Source organism: Bacillus sp. AY3-1 (genome assembly GCF_008368785.1).
Lineage (GTDB): Bacteria > Bacillota > Bacilli > Bacillales > Bacillaceae_G > Bacillus_A > Bacillus_A wiedmannii.
Window position 1 is genome coordinate 1 of record NZ_QORZ01000009.1, and the last position, 17,492, is coordinate 17,492.

Sequence of the window (17,492 nt, forward strand, 5' to 3'; positions counted from 1 at the left end):
GGTCGCTCATTTGCGACTTCCTTATGTTAACATCTTCGTTTTTCGATGTCAACTAAGTTTTTCAATTTCTTTTTTGTCGTTTTCTGCGTTTCCGCATCAGCGACGGTTATTAATATATCATGGTGAAAATCGAAATGCAACACCTTTTATAAACTTTTTTTAGATCACCCTAATTTCTTTGTTAATATCATATACTTAAACGAAATATCTCTTTCATGTATAAATAATTCCTACATATATTCTATATAAAGTCACTCTATCAAAAGCGTTTCTTTCTATAATAAATGTTTTATTCATATACCATATCATACAAGGAGGAATATATATGGACTATGCCGATTTATTAATCAAACTAGGTCTCTCGGCTATTTTAGGGTTCGCTATCGGTTTAGAGCGCGAATTAAAACGAAAACCACTTGGTTTAAAAACTTGTTTAGTTATTTCTATCATTAGTTGCCTCCTCACGATTGTTTCTATTAAAGCGGCTTACAATTTACCACATACCGATCATATGAATATGGATCCACTTCGACTTGCCGCTCAAATTGTATCAGGAATCGGTTTTTTAGGTGCCGGTGTTATTTTACGAAGAGGAAACGATAGCATTGCAGGACTAACGACTGCTGCTATGATTTGGGGTGCTTCTGGTATTGGTATTGCTGTTGGGGCTGGATTCTATATCGAAGCGATTTTCGGAATGTGTTTCCTTATGATTAGCGTTGAACTTATACCATTAGCAATGAAATTTGTAGGACCGAGATCATTTCGTCAACGTGATATCGCAGTAAAACTTGTCGTGCGAAATATGGACAATATCCCAATTGTAATTGAAGAAATAAAAGAAATGGATATAAAAGTTAAGAATATGAAGCTCAAAACATTGGAGAATGGCTCTCACTATTTACATTTGAAATTATCTATCGATCAAAAAAGGCATACCGCTGATGTTTACTACGCCCTCCAGCATCTTGAAAGTGTCCAACAAACTGAATTAGAAAGTATGTAATGTAAAACAAACTCTCTTTTAAATTAGAGAGTTTTTCTTTTTTCTATAATGGTAACAATGAATGTAGTCCTGCAAAGTAAGGAGGAATAAGAGTTTGAAATCCCGTCCAAATTTAGTAGATACATTTCGTGATTCCATTATTTTTCGTTTAGTTTGCTTTATTGTTTTACTTACTGCTTTTTCTGGCTTCCTTATACATAGATTAGAGCCATCGCACTTCACCACATGGTTTGATGGAGTTTGGTGGTCAATCGTTACCATTTTCACCGTTGGCTATGGTGACTTTGCCCCGCATACACTAATAGGCAAACTTATCGGTATGGGTATTATTTTATTTGGAACCGGTTTTTGTTCTTATTATATGGTTCTGTTCGCCACTGATATGATTAATAAACAATATATGAAAATTAAAGGAGAAGAAGCCGCTACCTCTAACGGTCATATGATTATCGTGGGTTGGAATGAACGGGCAAAACATGTTGTAAAACAAATGCACATCTTACAACCGAACCTTGATATCGTTTTAATTGATGAAACACTTTCTTTACTTCCAAAACCATTTCATCATTTAGAATTTATAAAGGGTTGCCCGCATCACGATCAAACTTTATTAAAAGCTAATATTACAACGGCTCACACTATATTAATAACAGCTGATAAAGAAAAAAATGAAAGCTTAGCAGATACACAGTCCATTTTAAATATTTTAACTGCAAAAGGTCTCAATCCAAACATTCACTGCATCGCTGAACTTCTTACTTCTGAACAAATACAAAATGCAACTAGAGCTGGTGTATCAGAAATTATAGAAGGAAATAAATTAACGAGCTACGTATTTACCGCTTCTCTTTTATTCCCTTCCATTTCAGGCGTACTATTCTCACTTTACGATGAAATCTCTGATAACAAATTACAACTGATGGAGCTTTATCCTTCCTGCACTGGACAAACTTTTGCAAATTGTAGCTATACTCTTTTAAAGCAAAATATTCTCTTACTAGGTATAAAACGCGACGAACAATATATGATTAATCCAGTCCATTCCTTTGTTCTCATTGAAAGCGACATACTCATTGTTATTCACCATTAAGAAAATGTTTTTCTAGTTCTTGCATGAGCACTTTCCCAATATTGATATATTTTCTTTTCACATCTCCATCTGGATCTTTCGGCTCAGCAAATTGATCCATTCCACTCGTTCCAGCCGTTAAAGTATTTACGTGATCATCTAGTTCGTCTTGATATACGTGCGAAAGAATATACGGCGTTTCCAGACGGACTATTACACCAGGCACATCTAATTCGCCATTCACTGCTGTAAATGGCACTCGTAAAAATTGATAGCCATCTTCTTCATCGATTTTGTAATCAAAGCATCCTTTATCGTAATCCCAATTGCCACCAATGTTATACCCAAGTGGCTTCATTATCTCTTCTAACTTATATAACGCATATGTACGTCCTTCTAAATTTGATTGAATCGGAATCAAGCCCATCCCTCCTAGACTTTTTCTTTAGCATACCCACTCTAGTTTGAATATACCGATGGACTTTTCGATAAAATAATAAAAAGCGACCGATGGACTTTTCGATAAAATAATAAAAAGCGACCGGATTCCGGTCGCTTTTTATTATTTTAAACGCTCTTCTAATTCTGCTTTTAACTCTTCAAATCCTGGTTTACCAAGTAAAGCAAACATGTTTTTCTTGTATGCTTCTACTCCTGGTTGGTCAAATGGATTTACGCCTAATAAGTAGCCGCTCATCGCACATGCTTTTTCGAAGAAGTATACAAGGTAACCGAATGTGTACTCATTTAATTCAGAGATATTTACGATTAAGTTCGGTACGCCACCATCGCTATGCGCAAGTAATGTACCTTCATATGCTTTCGTGTTTACGAAGTCTACAGTTTCACCAGCAAGGTAGTTTAATCCATCTAAATCGTTTTCTTCTGATTCGATTGTTAGTTCATGTGTAGATTTACCTACTTTCAGAACTGTTTCGAATAAGTCACGACGACCTTCTTGAACGTATTGACCTAATGAGTGTAAGTCAGTTGAGAAGTTTGCTGAAGATGGGAAAATACCTTTTTGATCTTTTCCTTCACTTTCGCCAAATAACTGTTTCCACCATTCAGAGAAGTATTGAAGTGCTGGCTCATAGTTAACAAGCATTTCAATTGTTTTTCCTTTATTGTATAAAGCGTTACGAACTACTGCGTATTGGTAAGCTGGGTTTTCTTCTAGTTCTGATGTACCGAAGTCACCATAACCAGCAGCTGCACCTTTCATCATCTCTTCAATATTTAAGCCACTAACTGCGATTGGTAATAAACCAACTGGCGTTAATACAGAGAAACGGCCTCCAACATCATCTGGAATAACGAATGTTTCGTAACCTTCATTATCAGCTAATGTTTTTAATGCACCACGTGCTTTATCTGTCGTTGCATAAATACGTTTACGAGCTTCTTCTTTTCCATACTTTTCTTCTAATAACTTACGGAAAATACGGAATGCTAGTGCCGGCTCTGTTGTTGTACCTGATTTGGAAATAACGTTAATAGAGAAGTCTTTACCTTCTAATACGTCCATTAAATCTTTCATGTAAGTGGAGCTAATGTTTTGTCCAACAAATAGCACTTGTGGAGTTTTACGTTGTTCTTTAGATAGCGTGTTGTAGAAAGAATGGTTTAACATTTCGATTGCTGCACGTGCTCCTAGGTAAGAACCACCGATACCTACAACAAGTAAAATGTCAGAGTCATTTTTAATTTTTTCTGCGCATTTTTGAATGCGAGCAAATTCTTCTTTGTCATATTGAAGCGGAAGGTCTACCCACCCAAGAAAATCGTTCCCAGCTCCAGTTTTTTCGTGGATTGCATGATGTGTTACTTTCACTGCATCACGTAAATAAGTTATTTCATGTTCACCGATGAAGGATAACGCTTTAGAATAGTCGAACGTTACATGTGTACTCATCTTTTTCCCTCCAATAATGTATATGTATTTCTGTATTCACTTTAGCGAAACTGAAGTTGTAAATCAAGCGATTCAACCATTGTAAACGTAACCAATATATATTTTTTAGAAAAAGTTCATTTTTTGCATAAAAATTCGCATTTTTCGGTATAGATGTATATACATCCTTTTTCTTATATTTTTTATGTATAAAAACAACATAACTACGCCATTCTATAAAGGAGTTAATTAACTCATCGCTTGCTCATGCTTCACAATTAAGGGGGGCTTTTTCATGAGTACTCTGCAACGTATCGCATTAGTCTTTACTGTAATTGGCGCTGTGAACTGGGGACTAATCGGGTTCTTCCAGTTTGACTTAGTGGCAGCCATTTTCGGTGGACAAAATTCAGCTCTTTCCCGTATTATTTACGGCATCGTTGGTATTTCTGGGCTTATCAATCTTGGTTTACTCTTTAAACCATCAGAAAATCTTGGGACTCACCCAGAAACGAACGAAATTCGCTAGTCAGTATGTCCTTACTTCACCTCCGACATACGAATATGATTGCATGCAATCATATTTGCAAATATATATCATAAGATAAGGTAAAAGAGGAACGCTCATATGCGCTCCTCTTTTACTTTGTTAACTCGGACTCTTCAATCCATTCGGTTAGCTTTTCTCGCAGCGTATTAAATCCGTTCTCAGATGGATTCGGTATAAGAATCCGCCCTTGTTTTCTTCTCGCCGCTTTTAACGATAAACTCATTTTTCTGTGTTCTTCATCAATTGAAAGTACTTTTACTTCTACTGTATCGCCGATTTTTAAAAAGTCATGAATATCCTTTACATATCCATTTGTAATTTCAGATATATGCACAAGCCCTTGTGTTTCTGCATCTAACGCTACAAATGCTCCGTAATCTTGAATCCCAGTCACTTTCCCTGTTACAACCACTCCAGTTGTATATTGTTCTGACATATGAAACACTCCCATACGTTTACCATTTTCTCTACAATTGTAGATAGCAAAGCAGATGATTTATTGTTAAATATCCGATTAGTTAGTACGTACCCTAAGTAAAGCTACTCAGGATATGCATACCTTATATTAGTAAATTATACCACTATGACAGAACTCATTCAAAATTAATGAAAAATTTCCTAGAGTACGTATAATTTTCTAATATTGGGATAGAATACTAACACATGGCTTTCTAGTATTCCCCCCCTTTTATGGACAAAACGTATTATGTTTTGTCCTTTTTTTATTTTCTATAAACCGTTCCATTCTCTTCATTGCTTCCATAAGTTGTTCAAGCGATGTTGCATACGAGCAACGAATAAATCCTTCACCACTTTCGCCAAATACACTTCCAGGTACAACAGCCACCTTTTCTTCTAATAATAACTGTTCTGCAAATTCTGCCGAAGATAGTCCAGTTGAAGAAATAGAAGGAAAGACATAAAATGCTCCGCCCGGCACATGACACGTTAAACCCATTTCATTAAACGATGTCGTCATAAAATTACGGCGTTTCTTATAACTATCTCTCATCCGAATTACTTCATCATTCCCCGCGCGTAACGCTTCAAGTGCCGCGAACTGAGACATTGTCGGTGCACACATCATGGAATATTGATGAATTTTGAGCATTAATTCCGAAAATTGAACAGGAGCTGCAATCATACCGAGACGCCATCCTGTCATCGCAAACCCTTTTGAAAATCCTGAAATTAAAATTGTATGCTCGCGCATATTTTTAATACTCGCGAAACTTGTATATACTTCGTCGTATACAAGCTCTGCATAAATTTCATCAGATAATACGATTAAATTGTACTTTTCAACAATCACTGCTATTTCTTCAAGCTCGGATTTATTTAACATTGCACCTGTTGGGTTATTTGGTGAACAAAGCAAAATTGCCTTTGTTTTCGCTGTAATAGCTGCTTCAATTTGTTCTGGTTGTACTTTAAACTCGTTTTCTAAAGTCGTTGCCACAGGAACCGGGACTCCTCCAGCTAATGTCACAAGCGGTGCATAAGAAACGAAACTTGGTTCAATAATGAGTACTTCATCATCAGGATTTATAATGGCGCGCATCGCTACATCTAACGCCTGACTCGCTCCAACTGTAACAATGATTTCATCGTTCGGATCATAAGATACTACAAATTGTTTTTTTAGATACTTTGCTATTTCTTGACGCAGTTCCAATAATCCTGCATTTGCTGTATATGACGTATATCCTTGTTCTAAAGAACGGATGCATGCTTGCCTTACATTCCAAGGTGTAACAAAGTCAGGCTCTCCTACTCCAAGAGAAATAACACCTTTCATATTTGCTGCTAAATCGAAAAACTTTCGAATACCAGATGGTTGTAAAGATTCTGCCGTTCTAGATAGTTCAAATTGCTTCATGGTGTCACCACAATGCGCTTATCATCATCGTTTTTTTCGTAAATAATTCCCTCATGTTTATACTTTTTCAAAATGAAATGCGTTGTTGTAGAAACGACAGATTCAATTGTTGCTAATTTCTCAGAAACAAACATCGCTACTTCTCCCATTGTCTTTCCTTCTAATGTAATAGAAAGATCGTATGTCCCTGACATTAAATACACAGATTTCACTTCTGAATAACGATAAATTTGTTCAGCAACCGCATCGAACCCAACGCCGCGCTTTGGCGTAACTTTCACATCGATCATCGCCGTTAAACCTGTATGTTCTTTTACCTTCGTCCAATCGATATGCGTTACATAATCCACAATAATCTTTTCCGCTTCTAATTTTTCAACCATCTTCTTTACTTCTTCTACTTCTATATTTAACAGCTTCGCTAATGTATCTATAGATAATCGACTACTTTTTTCAAGACAAGCTAATAATTCTAATTCTTTTTCTGTCACCATATAAATCATCCTTCCTTTTCGGTTGTGTCTAAATTATACAAATACCCTTTCCAGTTTGAAAAGAAGATTTTTTTAGTGAATTATGTCAAAATAAAGTGAAACTTTAATCAGCGGAATGCTTCACCCCGCTGATTATTAGTTGAACCAATCGGGCTTTTACGAGCAGTTGATCTCCCACCTCACTTCTTTGCCTCAGCCGTCTTTTTAGGTGGGAGTCTTACTGCTCGTTAAAGCGGGGTAAAGTGAAACTTTAATCAGCGGAAAATGCGTGATAAAGCGAAAGGGGATGGAACCGTGAAACCAAAAGTTTATATTGCTGAACCAATTCCAACATTTGTAGAAAACTATTTATCAGAACACTGTGATTATGAAAAATGGGAGCAAAATGAGAAGGTACCTCGTGATGTCCTATTGGAGAAAATACAAAATAAAGATGGCTTATTAAATTTCGGATCTGCTATTAATGAAGAATTATTAAATGTAGCTCCTAACTTAAAAGTAGTGAGCAACATTTCTGTCGGTTACGATAATTTTGATTTACAAGCGATGGAAAAGCGAAATGTAATCGGAACGAATACACCATATGTATTAGATGATACAGTAGCAGACCTTGTTTTCGCTCTTATGTTATCTGCTGGTCGCCGCGTCTGCGAACTCGACTCCTACGTGAAAAATGGTGAATGGAACGCCGAAATCGGAAAAGAGCACTTCGGGCTGGATGTACACCATAGTACAATCGGTATTATCGGAATGGGACGAATTGGAGAAGCCGTTGCAAAACGGGCGAAATTCGGATTTGATATGAATGTTCTGTATTATAACCGTCGCCGTAAAGAACAAGCTGAACAAAAATTCGATGCTACATATTGTGATTTACAGACGTTACTCAAACAATCTGATTTTATTGTTCTTCTTACTCCATTAACAGATGAAACGTATCATCTTATCGGAGAAAAGGAATTTTCATTAATGAAAGAAACAGCAATCTTCATTAATGCCTCTCGCGGAAAAACAGTAGATGAAGAAGCGTTAATACATGCGTTAACTGAAAAGAAAATCTTTGCAGCAGGCATTGATACGTTTACACAAGAGCCGATTCAAAAAGATAATCCGCTCTTATCATTACAAAATGTCGTGACTTTACCGCATATTGGATCTGCAACGTTAAAAACTAGGCAGCAAATGGCTATGACAGCCGCTGAAAATTTAGTTGCAGTGTTACAAGGAAAAACACCTCCTAATATTGTTCGCGGGTAATGATGAATAAACGAAAGGCAAGATGACATCGTCATCTTGCCTTTTTTTGTTAACATATTTTTTTCTGCCTTGGAGATGATATGAACAAAAATCAATGGAGTGACAAAAAATGAATCACGAATATACTTGTCCTTATTTCACTTTTTCCACTCGCGGCACTACTATTCATTACGAATTGTATGAACATGACAACAAAACGGAACGTCCTACTTTCGTACTCGTTCACGGCTTTTTATCTTCCTCATTCAGTTACCGCCGCCTCATTCCTTTATTATCGAAAGCAGGAACAGTACTAGCTCTTGATTTGCCACCGTTCGGAAAAAGTGATAAGTCTCATCTCTTTAAGTATTCTTATCACAATTTAGCAACGGTTATTATCGATTTAATTGAACATTTATCTCTCTCAAATATTGTGTTAGTTGGGCATTCTATGGGTGGACAAATTTCTCTCTATGTAAACCGTATACGCCCTGAATTAATCTCAAAGACAATTTTACTATGCAGCTCTAGCTATTTAGCACGTGCAACTTTGCCTTTACTATACTCTTCTTATTTACCGTTCTTTCATTTATACGTAAAGAACTGGATTATACGGCGCGGGATTGTTCATAACTTAATGAATGTCGTTCATGATCACTCATTAATTGACGATGAAATGAAGGAAGGTTACTCCGCTCCTTTTTATGACAACCGTATATTCCCTGCTTTAACTCGTATGATAAGAGACCGTGAAGGTGATTTATCTTCAACTGAATTACAAAAAATCGAAACACCTACACTACTCATTTGGGGTGAAAAAGATCGCGTCGTCCCTGTACATGTAGGTCATCGGCTACACAAAGATTTACCAAATTCGAAATTTATTTCTTACGAAAACACAGGACATTTACTACCTGAAGAAAAGCCTGAACTTGTTTATGAAGAAATTATCGCTTTTTCTGCACAATAATACAAAAGGCTGTCGGAAATTCCGACAGCCTACAATGAACAACTTCCGCCTTCTTTTATTACAAGTAATTCCACAGCTAACTTCTCACATTTTCCAAGCGCAGGTACTTCCTCAAAAGACATAAAGTATATATGTTGAATCTTTTTTGCGATGTATTTTGGATCGTCGAACACACTTACGACGTTCACAACATCGCTCGCTTCTGTTTCATAAAACTCCGGTCCCATTTGAAACGGATCCCAATTCTTCACAACCTCTATCATCTTTTCATATGTACCCATTCGCTTCCCGCCTTTTCACTTTTTAATGCTTTTCTTTATCCTATCACATCAGCTATTCTATAAGAAGAGAGAGAACTTTCATAACTTAACGGTTTACAGAAGAAGGGGGCAAACTTATGCAACTATTTCATAAAACAGTCAATCGACGTGGAACTCATAGTACGAAATGGGATACGTATAAAAACGAAGAACTTCTCCATGCTTGGATTGCTGATATGGATTTTGAAGTACCACAACCAATTCAGACTGCTTTAAAGAAACGTATCGAGCATCCTATTTTCGGCTATACACTTCCTCCCGAAAATATTGGAGATATTATTTGTAACTGGACAAAAAAACAGTACAACTGGGATATTCAAAAAGATTGGATTGTCTTTAGCGCGGGAATCGTTCCAGCTCTTAGTGCGAGCATACAGGCCTTCACAAAGGAAAACGAATCCGTTCTCGTACAACCACCTATTTATCCCCCATTTTTCGAAATGGTCACAACAAACAATAGACAATTATGTGTGAGTCCATTACAGAAACAAAATGATACATATGCTATAGACTTCGATTATTTAGAAAAGCAATTTCAACAAGGCGTCAAACTCATGCTTCTTTGTAGTCCTCACAATCCAATCGGGCGTGTTTGGACGAAAGACGAGCTAACGAAGCTCGGAGCGTTATGTACAAAATATAATGTAATCGTTGTCGCGGATGAAATTCATGCCGATATTATTTACGGAGATCGTACTCATACACCATTTGCTTCTTTATCTGAAGAATTAGCAGCGCGCACGATTACTTGTATGGCTCCGAGTAAAACATTTAATATCGCTGGATTACAGGCATCGATTATTATCATTCCAAACGAAAAACTCCGTCAAACCTTTATATCTATCCAATATAGACAAGGTTTCCACGGATTAAATACATTTGCCTATACAGCGATGCAAAGTGCCTATACAGAATGTAACGATTGGCTAAATGAAATTCGATTATATATAGAAGATAACGCTCAATTCGCTTGTGAATATATTAAAAATCACATACCCGCTCTTTCTGTAACGAAACCAGAAGGTAGCTTTTTATTATGGATTGATTGCTCTCGCCTACAGCTTTCTCAAAACGAACGCACCACATTGCTTGAGGAAAAAGGGAAAATCATCGTTGAACCTGGTGAGAAATACGGATTAGGCGGCGAAGAACATATTCGAATTAACATCGGCTGTCCAAGATCTGTTTTAGAAGAAATTTTAAATAGACTGCGCCATACGTTTTCATAATAAGAAAGGAGGCGACCTCCAATCGTTTTGGGACAACCTCCTTTATCAATATCTTTTCAATTACGTTTCACAAAAAAGCTACCATGCACGGTAGCTTTTACTTTTTCTTCATATCCGACGCTTTTTTTACAATGACACCACAAGCAATTCGATCACCGGATTTACCTGTCGGTTGTGTCATACCATCATCAGCGTTTTCTGTAATAATAATAGAAGCTCCATCTTTTCTATGAATCGTCGTTTTCCCTTCTTCAAGCGTTATGTGCGGCGCATCGATTTCTGCTTTAATCTTTCCAGAACCGTCCGCAATTACGTTCGGTAAATCCCCGTTTTCTGCACCCTTCGGATTAAGAAGTCCATGCTTTTTATTATCAGGATTAAAATGATTACCAGATGATTCAAAACGTGGTGCTTTACACTCACCAATTTCGTGTACATGCAGTCCGTGCGCGCCTGGTGCGAAACCTTCCCCTTTAATCGTAATTTTCACTCCGCTTGTTTGCTGCACTACTTTCGCAGTCCCCACCTCATCGCCTGAAGCATTATGTAATTTCACGTCAATTTCTTTCGGCTTTCCTTGGTCACAACCTGCCATCAGAAATAATAAACAACAACTTAAAAAAAGTCGTTTTTTCATTCTATTCCCTCCAAAATATATTCTGCCCTTAGATTGTCCGAGCATAGAGGGAAACATACAAAAATGAGTTACCGTTTCTTTTCCGCTAAAAGTTTTTCTTCAACTTTCTGTAATCGCTCCGCTTCACGTTTTGATACACGAATGAACATTCGCCACGTAGCAACGGCACCAATGATAAATAGAACGCAAACAATCCCTGGAATAATATATTCTGTTTTATCTTCCGGAAAATATAAAGGCATCATATAGGATAGAACACTCCTTCATTAGAGGATTTATAAAACATCAGAATTTTCTGTTATATCACTTTAAATTATAGTGGAACCTATCCATATTCTCAAGGGGGCATTCCGAAAGCGAATGATTTCTTTGACTCCTTCGCACACTTTCCTTACTATAAACTTGAGGTGAAAAATATGAGAGAAACATTTGAAATTGGTGAAATCGTTACTGGTATTTATAAAACTGGCAAATACATCGGCGAAGTTACAAATAGCCGTCCTGGCAGTTACGTCGTAAAAGTGTTGGCTGTTTTAAAACATCCGGTGCAAGGTGACTTACATAACGTAAAACAAGCTGACGTACCATTTTTCCATGAAAGACGTGCTTTAGCTTTCCGTGAACAGACGAATATTCCGGAGCAAATGGTGAAGAAATATGAAGGAGAAATTCCAGAGTATACAGAGTCACTCAAATTAGCATTAGAAACTCAAATGAATTCATTTTCTGAAGATGATTCACCTTTTGCGGTTCGTAGTCTAGAAACATTAGAGCAGTTAAAAAAAGACTACAAACTTTAAAAAAACAAAACGACCAAATTACATACTGTGCAATTTGGTCGTTACTGTGTACTCACTTTCTTTAACACTTTTGAAAAATCAACGAGTTCTCCTAACGTTGGAGGTGCTGGTTTCACTAAATACTCTTTATCTTTTTCTACTAATTTAAAAATATTATACGTCGTCATCGCATCATCTAGTGCACAATGATGCTTACCCGTCCCTGCTTTTCCATACGCCTCAATTGCTTTCCACAATCCTGTTTGATTTCTCTCCCCAAAAAACTTCTTATACTCAAGTGATAAATCACGACACTGTCCTAAGAACGGAAAGTCTACTCTTGCCATTTCACAATTATGCTTCAACACTTTCATATCCATATTTCCCCACGTAACAATGGTTGGTTTACATCTCCTTTCATATTCTGCAAGTTTTTCAACGAGTTCTGGAAACGAAATTCCTTTATCTACGACTTCTTGTTTAATTCCTAAAAATTTCTTACATCGATCCGTTAAAGAAGGAAAAGTTTTCGGCCTAACATGAGCTGAATACGTGTCTTCTACCTTACAGCCAACAACCGAAACGAGTCCTACCTCAATGATTTCCGGGAAAAATCCTTTTGGTTTTTTTCTGTGCTGGGGCATCGTAAACTCAAAATCCAAAAATAAAAATTGTTGTTCATCCATACGATCCCTTCCTTATCATCTTTGTCATTCCTTTCTATTTGACACTCCTACACGAACAAGCTCGAATGCTAATTCCATTTTAAATATTCAGATTGGATGTATCTTATATATATGTCAAATACCCGCAAATATTTTTAAAAATAAGAAAAAGTAATAGTTGCAGAAAATATAACAAAATAAGCCCTTTCATTTACATCCGACATTTTTCTAATTTATAATGACGTTATGTGTGTTTCATCTAGTTAATTTTTGACACACTAAGAAAAGTGAATGAAAGGAGATGAGAGTTTTGCACGAAACAACGCAAGAGCTCGCAAACTGGCAGTATTATTTTGCTATCGCAGTCTTTTTAATTACATATGCCATTATTATTTCAGAAAAAATTAATCGCGCTGTCATCGCACTTCTTGGTGCAGCACTCATGGTAATTATGGGGGTCGTTGATTTACACAACGCCTTTACGAAACATATTGAATGGGGGACGATTACGCTACTCATCGGTATGATGATTTTGGTGAACATTACGAGTAAATCGGGTGTCTTCCAATACGTTGCCATTAAAGCAGCAAAAGGAGCGCAAGGAAATCCAATTAAAATTTTAATTTCACTTTCCTTACTTACTGCGCTTGGTTCCGCATTTTTAGATAACGTTACAACTGTACTTCTTGTTGTTCCAGTTACTTTATCTATTACGCGCATACTGCAAGTAAATCCTGTTCCTTATTTACTTTCTGAAATTATTTTTTCAAACATCGGAGGAACAGCAACATTAATTGGTGATCCACCTAACATTATGATCGGTTCTGCAAATAAGCATTTAGATTTCAATGCTTTCTTGCTAAACTTAGCGCCAATCGTAATTATTATTATTGCAGTTACAGCAGTAATACTTTACTTCATGTACCGTAAACAATTAATTGCTGATCCTGTACAAGTTAAAAAATTAATGAGTCTAGATGAAAAGCAATACATTAAAGATCCAGTATTAATGAAAAAATCTTTAACAGTACTTGGACTTACAATTGTAGGTTTCATGACTCATTCGATCTTCCATGTTGATGCAGCTATCATTGCCTTAACTGGTGCTACTATACTTATGCTAATCGGTGTGAAAGAACATGAAATTGAAGAAGTATTCGCAAGTGTAGAGTGGGTAACAATCTTCTTCTTCGCAGGACTATTCGTACTCGTTGGAGGACTTATCGATATCGGGCTTATCAAAACCTTAGCTCAAAAAGTAATTGGAATAACGGGCGGAGATATTTCTCAAGCATCTATCCTTATTTTATGGGTATCTGGTATCGCCTCGGCGACAATTGATAACATTCCATTCGTTGCAACAATGATTCCGCTTATTAACGATATGGCAGTTGGGCTAGGTTTATCACCTTCTGACGCACAAATCGACGTATTATGGTGGGCATTAGCATTAGGTGCTTGTCTAGGTGGAAACGGAACATTAATCGGAGCTTCTGCTAACGTAATCGTTGCAGGTATCGCAAGTCGTGAGGGCCATAAATTTAGCTACATGGAATTCCTTAAAGTCGGCTTCCCAATTATGATCGTTTCATTAATCATTTCTCATATTTATATTTATTTACGCTACCTTATGTAGTAAAAAAGGGCTGTCACATGTGACAGCCCTTTTTCTTGTTCAATACAATTATATGAATGATTTTTCAAATATCCCTACTCGTTATACCTCACCGGCTCATTTCGAATAATGAACAAATGAATCGGCAAGAAAACCGAAAATGTGATGGTATGAATAATTGTAAATAATATAGAATTCGTTCCGTACCTGTCTAAAATAGCGTAGATAAGATAAATAGATAGTACAATCGATACAGCTGTTGCTAATAAATATAGAATTGGTACGAAGTTAAAAATGAAACACGCGACATATATGCCGAATACTTTCCATCCTGCTTCTTCTTTTAAGAAATCCGGTAATTTGTCTTTTGCTAAATCACCCCATATCTTACTATTTAAAAAAGGAATAAACGCAAGAGCACCATCCGTTGCACCATCATTTTTCGCCATCGTATACAGTGCAAAAGCCGTTAATAAATACGCAATAATTGCCCAAATCAATACAACAAGAATAAACGCAAAACTAAGAGCAAAGAAACCTGCTAGTACGCCTTGATCTTCCATCTTATCCTCTCCTCTCTACTCTCAACATATTTCATTCCATTGCAAGTTATGTTTTAAAATTTATCCAAACTCTCTGTATAATAATAGGAGCGAGATAATAAGAGAGGAGAACGCACTTATGCATCCATTTGTACAAGCATTACAAGAGCATTTCACAGCCCATAAAAATCTTGAAAAAGCAGAACCGATGGCACGTTATATGAAAAATCACTTCCCATTTCTCGGTATTCAAACACCTGAAAGAAGACAACTATTGAAAGACGTCATCCAAATACATACTCTCCCAGATCAAAAAGATTTCCAAGTTATCGTACGTGAGCTTTGGGATTTACCAGAACGTGAATTTCAAGCAGCCGCACTCGATATTATGCAAAAATATAAAAAGCATATAAACGAAACTCATATCCCGTTTTTAGAAGAACTCATTGTAACAAAATCTTGGTGGGATTCTGTTGATAGCATCGTCCCTACATTTTTAGGGAATATCTTTTTAAAACATCCGGAATTAATTTCTGCCTATATTCCAAAATGGATTGCATCAGACAACGTATGGTTACAACGCGCCGCTATTTTATTCCAGCTAAAATATAAACAAAAGATGGACGAAGAACTTCTTTTCTGGATTATTGGACAACTACATTCTTCAAAAGAATTTTTCATTCAAAAAGCGATTGGCTGGGTCCTTCGCGAGTATGCAAAAACAAAGCCCGATGTCGTTTGGGAATACGTGCAAAATAACGAGCTTGCTCCCCTTAGTAAACGTGAAGCAATTAAGCACATTAAACAAAATTTCGGAATAAATAACGAAAAAATAGGCGAGACTCTATCATAGATAGACGCGCTCTTCTATTGAGATTTAAAAAAGAACGTGTTAGAATATGTTCATTATTATTAATATAAGTAGCGATGACGGACTTATAAGTACTTGCACAAAAAGCGATTCAGGGATAGTGAAAGCCTGAAGCCGCAAGGAAACGGCAGTCTCGAGCAATACGTGATAAAGTGGATGCACCTGTTGTGTATCAACTAGGGTGGAACCGCGGGCAAACGCTCGTCCCTAGGCAATTAAGCCTTGGGATGAGCGTTTTTTTATGTTTTTCAAAGCATATACTGCTCGTTTCACTAGTATCTGAGCACGTCATCGCCAATACGTTAACTTTCAAAAGGAGGATTTTATTATGTATTCAATGGAACAAGTTGTAAACTTAGCGAAACATCGCGGTTTTGTTTTCCCTGGTTCTGAAATTTACGGTGGTCTTGCAAACACTTGGGATTACGGTCCACTTGGAATCGAATTAAAAAATAACGTTAAAAAAGCTTGGTGGAAAAAATTCATTCAAGAATCTCCACATAACGTTGGTTTAGACGCAGCTATTTTAATGAACCCAAAAACTTGGATTGCTTCTGGTCACGTTGGTAACTTCAACGATCCAATGATCGACTGTAAAAAATGTAAAGCGCGTCACCGTGCTGACAAATTAATTGAAGATGCACTAGATGCAAAAGGCATCGAAATGGTTGTTGATGGTCTTACTTTCGACCAAATGGCTGATTTAATGAAAGAACATGAAGTAAAGTGTCCTGATTGTGGTAGCCAAGAATTCACTGAAATCCGTCAGTTCAACTTAATGTTCAAAACATTCCAAGGTGTTACAGAGTCTAGCACGAACGAAATCTTCCTTCGTCCTGAAACAGCACAAGGTATTTTCGTAAACTTCAAAAACGTACAACGCTCTATGCGTAAAAAACTTCCATTTGGTATTGGCCAAATTGGTAAGAGCTTCCGTAACGAAATCACGCCTGGTAACTTCACATTCCGTACACGTGAATTCGAACAAATGGAACTTGAATTCTTCTGTAAGCCTGGTGAAGATTTAGAGTGGTTCGCATTCTGGCGTGAAACTTGTAAGAACTGGTTACTTTCACTTGGTATGACTGAAGAAAGCATGCGTCTTCGTGACCATGGTGAAGAGGAATTATCTCACTACAGTAACGCAACAACTGATATTGAATTCAGATTCCCATTCGGTTGGGGCGAGCTTTGGGGCGTAGCATCTCGTACAGACTTCGATTTAAAACGTCACATGGAACACTCTAATGAAGACTTTAACTATATCGATCCACAAACGAATGAGCGTTACGTACCGTACTGCATCGAGCCATCTTTAGGTGCTGACCGTGTAACATTAGCATTCTTATGTGATGCATATGAAGAAGAGCAATTAGAAAACGATTCTCGTACAGTTCTTCGTTTCCACCCTGCTTTAGCACCATACAAAGCAGCTATCTTACCATTATCTAAAAAGCTATCTGAAGGTGCTACTGAAGTATTCGCAGAATTAGCTAAAGACTTCATGGTAGACTTTGACGAAACTGGTTCTATCGGTAAACGTTACCGTCGTCAAGACGAAATCGGTACACCATTCTGTATCACTTACGACTTCGACTCAGTTGAAGACAAAGCTGTTACAGTACGTGACCGTGACACAATGGAACAAGTTCGTATGCCAATTAGCGAGCTAAAAGGCTTCTTAGAGAAGAAAATCCAGTTCTAATTATAAAAAAGAGGCGCTCTATTGAGCCGCC

20 protein-coding genes are annotated in these 17,492 nt (G+C 37.0%); 10 read left to right on the plus strand and 10 right to left on the minus strand.

Features of this window, described 5'->3' with window-relative positions:
- Positions 1-325 precede the first annotated feature (325 nt).
- Both DN389_RS05230 and DN389_RS05235 read left to right on the plus strand, forming a co-directional pair.
- Positions 326-1,006: an MgtC/SapB family protein gene (locus DN389_RS05230; protein WP_000384160.1), complete on the plus strand. Its 681-nt coding sequence runs from the start codon at positions 326-328 to the stop codon at positions 1,004-1,006.
- Positions 1,007-1,100: 94 nt separating this feature from the next.
- Positions 1,101-2,096, plus strand: coding sequence for a potassium channel family protein (locus tag DN389_RS05235; protein WP_087986054.1), 996 nt, complete (start codon positions 1,101-1,103; stop codon positions 2,094-2,096).
- Here DN389_RS05235 and DN389_RS05240 read toward each other — a convergent pair.
- Together DN389_RS05240 and DN389_RS05245 are read right to left on the minus strand one after the other, a co-directional pair.
- The gene (locus DN389_RS05240; protein ID WP_137014476.1) at positions 2,083-2,496 is read right to left on the minus strand and encodes a YugN-like family protein; all 414 of its coding nucleotides are present in this window, start codon (positions 2,494-2,496) and stop codon (positions 2,083-2,085) included. The two genes, DN389_RS05235 and DN389_RS05240, sit on opposite strands and share 14 nt — an antisense overlap.
- A 141-nt stretch (positions 2,497-2,637) precedes the next feature.
- The gene (locus tag DN389_RS05245) at positions 2,638-3,990 is read right to left on the minus strand and encodes a glucose-6-phosphate isomerase (protein WP_149236879.1); all 1,353 of its coding nucleotides are present in this window, start codon (positions 3,988-3,990) and stop codon (positions 2,638-2,640) included.
- 274 nt (positions 3,991-4,264) lie between these two features.
- Here DN389_RS05245 and DN389_RS05255 point away from each other — a divergent pair, with 274 nt between their 5' ends.
- Entirely contained in the window at positions 4,265-4,498 is a 234-nt protein-coding gene (locus tag DN389_RS05255; RefSeq protein ID WP_000105789.1) for a DUF378 domain-containing protein, read from the plus strand.
- Between the two features lie 112 nt (positions 4,499-4,610).
- Here the strand turns inward: DN389_RS05255 and yugI are convergent, their stop codons facing one another.
- The 3 genes from yugI to DN389_RS05270 all read right to left on the minus strand — a co-directional run bounded on the left by yugI (position 4,611) and on the right by DN389_RS05270 (position 6,892).
- A complete protein-coding gene (gene yugI, locus DN389_RS05260) occupies positions 4,611-4,955 on the minus strand; it encodes a S1 domain-containing post-transcriptional regulator GSP13 (RefSeq protein ID WP_000003761.1) in 345 nt (114 codons plus the stop codon).
- 252 nt (positions 4,956-5,207) lie between these two features.
- Complete coding sequence (locus tag DN389_RS05265; RefSeq protein WP_000808543.1) at positions 5,208-6,398, minus strand: aminotransferase; 1,191 nt, start codon at positions 6,396-6,398, stop codon at positions 5,208-5,210.
- Positions 6,395-6,892 (minus strand): Lrp/AsnC family transcriptional regulator, encoded by a 498-nt coding sequence (locus DN389_RS05270; RefSeq protein ID WP_149236880.1) that lies wholly within the window; start codon positions 6,890-6,892, stop codon positions 6,395-6,397. Before DN389_RS05270 ends, DN389_RS05265 begins: the two co-directional genes overlap by 4 nt.
- 264 nt (positions 6,893-7,156) lie before the next feature.
- Between DN389_RS05270 and DN389_RS05275 the strand changes: the two genes are divergently transcribed.
- A complete protein-coding gene (locus tag DN389_RS05275; RefSeq protein WP_098802120.1) occupies positions 7,157-8,149 on the plus strand; it encodes a 2-hydroxyacid dehydrogenase in 993 nt (330 codons plus the stop codon).
- A 109-nt stretch (positions 8,150-8,258) separates the two neighbouring features.
- Positions 8,259-9,098, plus strand: a complete 840-nt coding sequence (locus DN389_RS05280) for an alpha/beta fold hydrolase (protein WP_001015207.1) — start codon at positions 8,259-8,261, stop codon at positions 9,096-9,098.
- Positions 9,099-9,127: 29 nt separating this feature from the next.
- On the opposite strand, the gene DN389_RS05285 is transcribed toward DN389_RS05280, so the two are convergent.
- A complete protein-coding gene (locus tag DN389_RS05285; protein WP_000537643.1) occupies positions 9,128-9,379 on the minus strand; it encodes a YugE family protein in 252 nt (83 codons plus the stop codon).
- A gap of 116 nt (positions 9,380-9,495) precedes the next feature.
- Here DN389_RS05285 and DN389_RS05290 point away from each other — a divergent pair, with 116 nt between their 5' ends.
- Positions 9,496-10,647 carry a MalY/PatB family protein gene (locus tag DN389_RS05290; RefSeq protein ID WP_098189435.1) on the plus strand — a complete coding sequence of 384 codons (1,152 nt, stop codon included), beginning with the start codon at positions 9,496-9,498 and terminating at the stop codon, positions 10,645-10,647.
- Positions 10,648-10,744: 97 nt separating this feature from the next.
- On the opposite strand, the gene sodC is transcribed toward DN389_RS05290, so the two are convergent.
- A complete protein-coding gene (gene sodC / locus DN389_RS05295; RefSeq protein WP_000746533.1) occupies positions 10,745-11,284 on the minus strand; it encodes a superoxide dismutase [Cu-Zn] in 540 nt (179 codons plus the stop codon).
- Positions 11,285-11,352: 68 nt separating this feature from the next.
- Entirely contained in the window at positions 11,353-11,529 is a 177-nt protein-coding gene (locus tag DN389_RS28360; protein ID WP_000982764.1) for a hypothetical protein, read from the minus strand.
- A 171-nt stretch (positions 11,530-11,700) separates the two neighbouring features.
- On the opposite strand from DN389_RS28360, the gene kapB reads away from it, so the two are divergent.
- On the plus strand, positions 11,701-12,084 hold the full coding sequence (gene kapB, locus DN389_RS05300; protein WP_001209345.1) for a kinase-associated lipoprotein KapB: 384 nt from the start codon (positions 11,701-11,703) through the stop codon (positions 12,082-12,084).
- A 41-nt stretch (positions 12,085-12,125) separates the two neighbouring features.
- Here kapB and kapD read toward each other — a convergent pair whose 3' ends face one another.
- The gene (gene kapD, locus DN389_RS05305) at positions 12,126-12,749 is read right to left on the minus strand and encodes a 3'-5' exonuclease KapD (RefSeq protein ID WP_000344317.1); all 624 of its coding nucleotides are present in this window, start codon (positions 12,747-12,749) and stop codon (positions 12,126-12,128) included.
- 289 nt (positions 12,750-13,038) lie between these two features.
- Here kapD and DN389_RS05310 point away from each other — a divergent pair, with 289 nt between their 5' ends.
- The gene (locus tag DN389_RS05310) at positions 13,039-14,364 is read left to right on the plus strand and encodes an ArsB/NhaD family transporter (RefSeq protein WP_149236881.1); all 1,326 of its coding nucleotides are present in this window, start codon (positions 13,039-13,041) and stop codon (positions 14,362-14,364) included.
- 74 nt (positions 14,365-14,438) lie between these two features.
- Here DN389_RS05310 and DN389_RS05315 read toward each other — a convergent pair whose 3' ends face one another.
- Positions 14,439-14,906, minus strand: a complete 468-nt coding sequence (locus tag DN389_RS05315; RefSeq protein ID WP_000390066.1) for a hypothetical protein — start codon at positions 14,904-14,906, stop codon at positions 14,439-14,441.
- 118 nt (positions 14,907-15,024) lie between these two features.
- Here DN389_RS05315 and DN389_RS05320 point away from each other — a divergent pair, with 118 nt between their 5' ends.
- Together DN389_RS05320 and DN389_RS05330 are read left to right on the plus strand one after the other, a co-directional pair.
- Positions 15,025-15,738: a DNA alkylation repair protein gene (locus tag DN389_RS05320; protein WP_149236882.1), complete on the plus strand. Its 714-nt coding sequence runs from the start codon at positions 15,025-15,027 to the stop codon at positions 15,736-15,738.
- A gap of 346 nt (positions 15,739-16,084) precedes the next feature.
- Positions 16,085-17,461 (plus strand): glycine--tRNA ligase, encoded by a 1,377-nt coding sequence (locus DN389_RS05330; RefSeq protein WP_060488162.1) that lies wholly within the window; start codon positions 16,085-16,087, stop codon positions 17,459-17,461.
- The last annotated feature ends 31 nt before the right edge of the window (positions 17,462-17,492 follow it).

What these genes read in the sequence shown, in the direction of transcription:
- DN389_RS05230 (WP_000384160.1), top strand. Translation starts at nt 326, where the DNA reads ATGGACTATGCCGATTTATTAATCAAACTAGGTCTCTCGGCTATTTTA.
- DN389_RS05245 (WP_149236879.1), bottom strand. Translation starts at nt 3,990, where the DNA reads ATGAGTACACATGTAACGTTCGACTATTCTAAAGCGTTATCCTTCATC.
- DN389_RS05255 (WP_000105789.1), top strand. Translation starts at nt 4,265, where the DNA reads ATGAGTACTCTGCAACGTATCGCATTAGTCTTTACTGTAATTGGCGCT.
- yugI (WP_000003761.1), bottom strand. Translation starts at nt 4,955, where the DNA reads ATGTCAGAACAATATACAACTGGAGTGGTTGTAACAGGGAAAGTGACT.
- DN389_RS05265 (WP_000808543.1), bottom strand. Translation starts at nt 6,398, where the DNA reads ATGAAGCAATTTGAACTATCTAGAACGGCAGAATCTTTACAACCATCT.
- DN389_RS05270 (WP_149236880.1), bottom strand. Translation starts at nt 6,892, where the DNA reads ATGGTGACAGAAAAAGAATTAGAATTATTAGCTTGTCTTGAAAAAAGT.
- DN389_RS05275 (WP_098802120.1), top strand. Translation starts at nt 7,157, where the DNA reads ATGCGTGATAAAGCGAAAGGGGATGGAACCGTGAAACCAAAAGTTTAT.
- DN389_RS05280 (WP_001015207.1), top strand. Translation starts at nt 8,259, where the DNA reads ATGAATCACGAATATACTTGTCCTTATTTCACTTTTTCCACTCGCGGC.
- DN389_RS05285 (WP_000537643.1), bottom strand. Translation starts at nt 9,379, where the DNA reads ATGGGTACATATGAAAAGATGATAGAGGTTGTGAAGAATTGGGATCCG.
- DN389_RS05290 (WP_098189435.1), top strand. Translation starts at nt 9,496, where the DNA reads ATGCAACTATTTCATAAAACAGTCAATCGACGTGGAACTCATAGTACG.
- sodC (WP_000746533.1), bottom strand. Translation starts at nt 11,284, where the DNA reads ATGAAAAAACGACTTTTTTTAAGTTGTTGTTTATTATTTCTGATGGCA.
- DN389_RS28360 (WP_000982764.1), bottom strand. Translation starts at nt 11,529, where the DNA reads ATGATGCCTTTATATTTTCCGGAAGATAAAACAGAATATATTATTCCA.
- kapB (WP_001209345.1), top strand. Translation starts at nt 11,701, where the DNA reads ATGAGAGAAACATTTGAAATTGGTGAAATCGTTACTGGTATTTATAAA.
- kapD (WP_000344317.1), bottom strand. Translation starts at nt 12,749, where the DNA reads ATGGATGAACAACAATTTTTATTTTTGGATTTTGAGTTTACGATGCCC.
- DN389_RS05315 (WP_000390066.1), bottom strand. Translation starts at nt 14,906, where the DNA reads ATGGAAGATCAAGGCGTACTAGCAGGTTTCTTTGCTCTTAGTTTTGCG.
- DN389_RS05320 (WP_149236882.1), top strand. Translation starts at nt 15,025, where the DNA reads ATGCATCCATTTGTACAAGCATTACAAGAGCATTTCACAGCCCATAAA.
- DN389_RS05330 (WP_060488162.1), top strand. Translation starts at nt 16,085, where the DNA reads ATGTATTCAATGGAACAAGTTGTAAACTTAGCGAAACATCGCGGTTTT.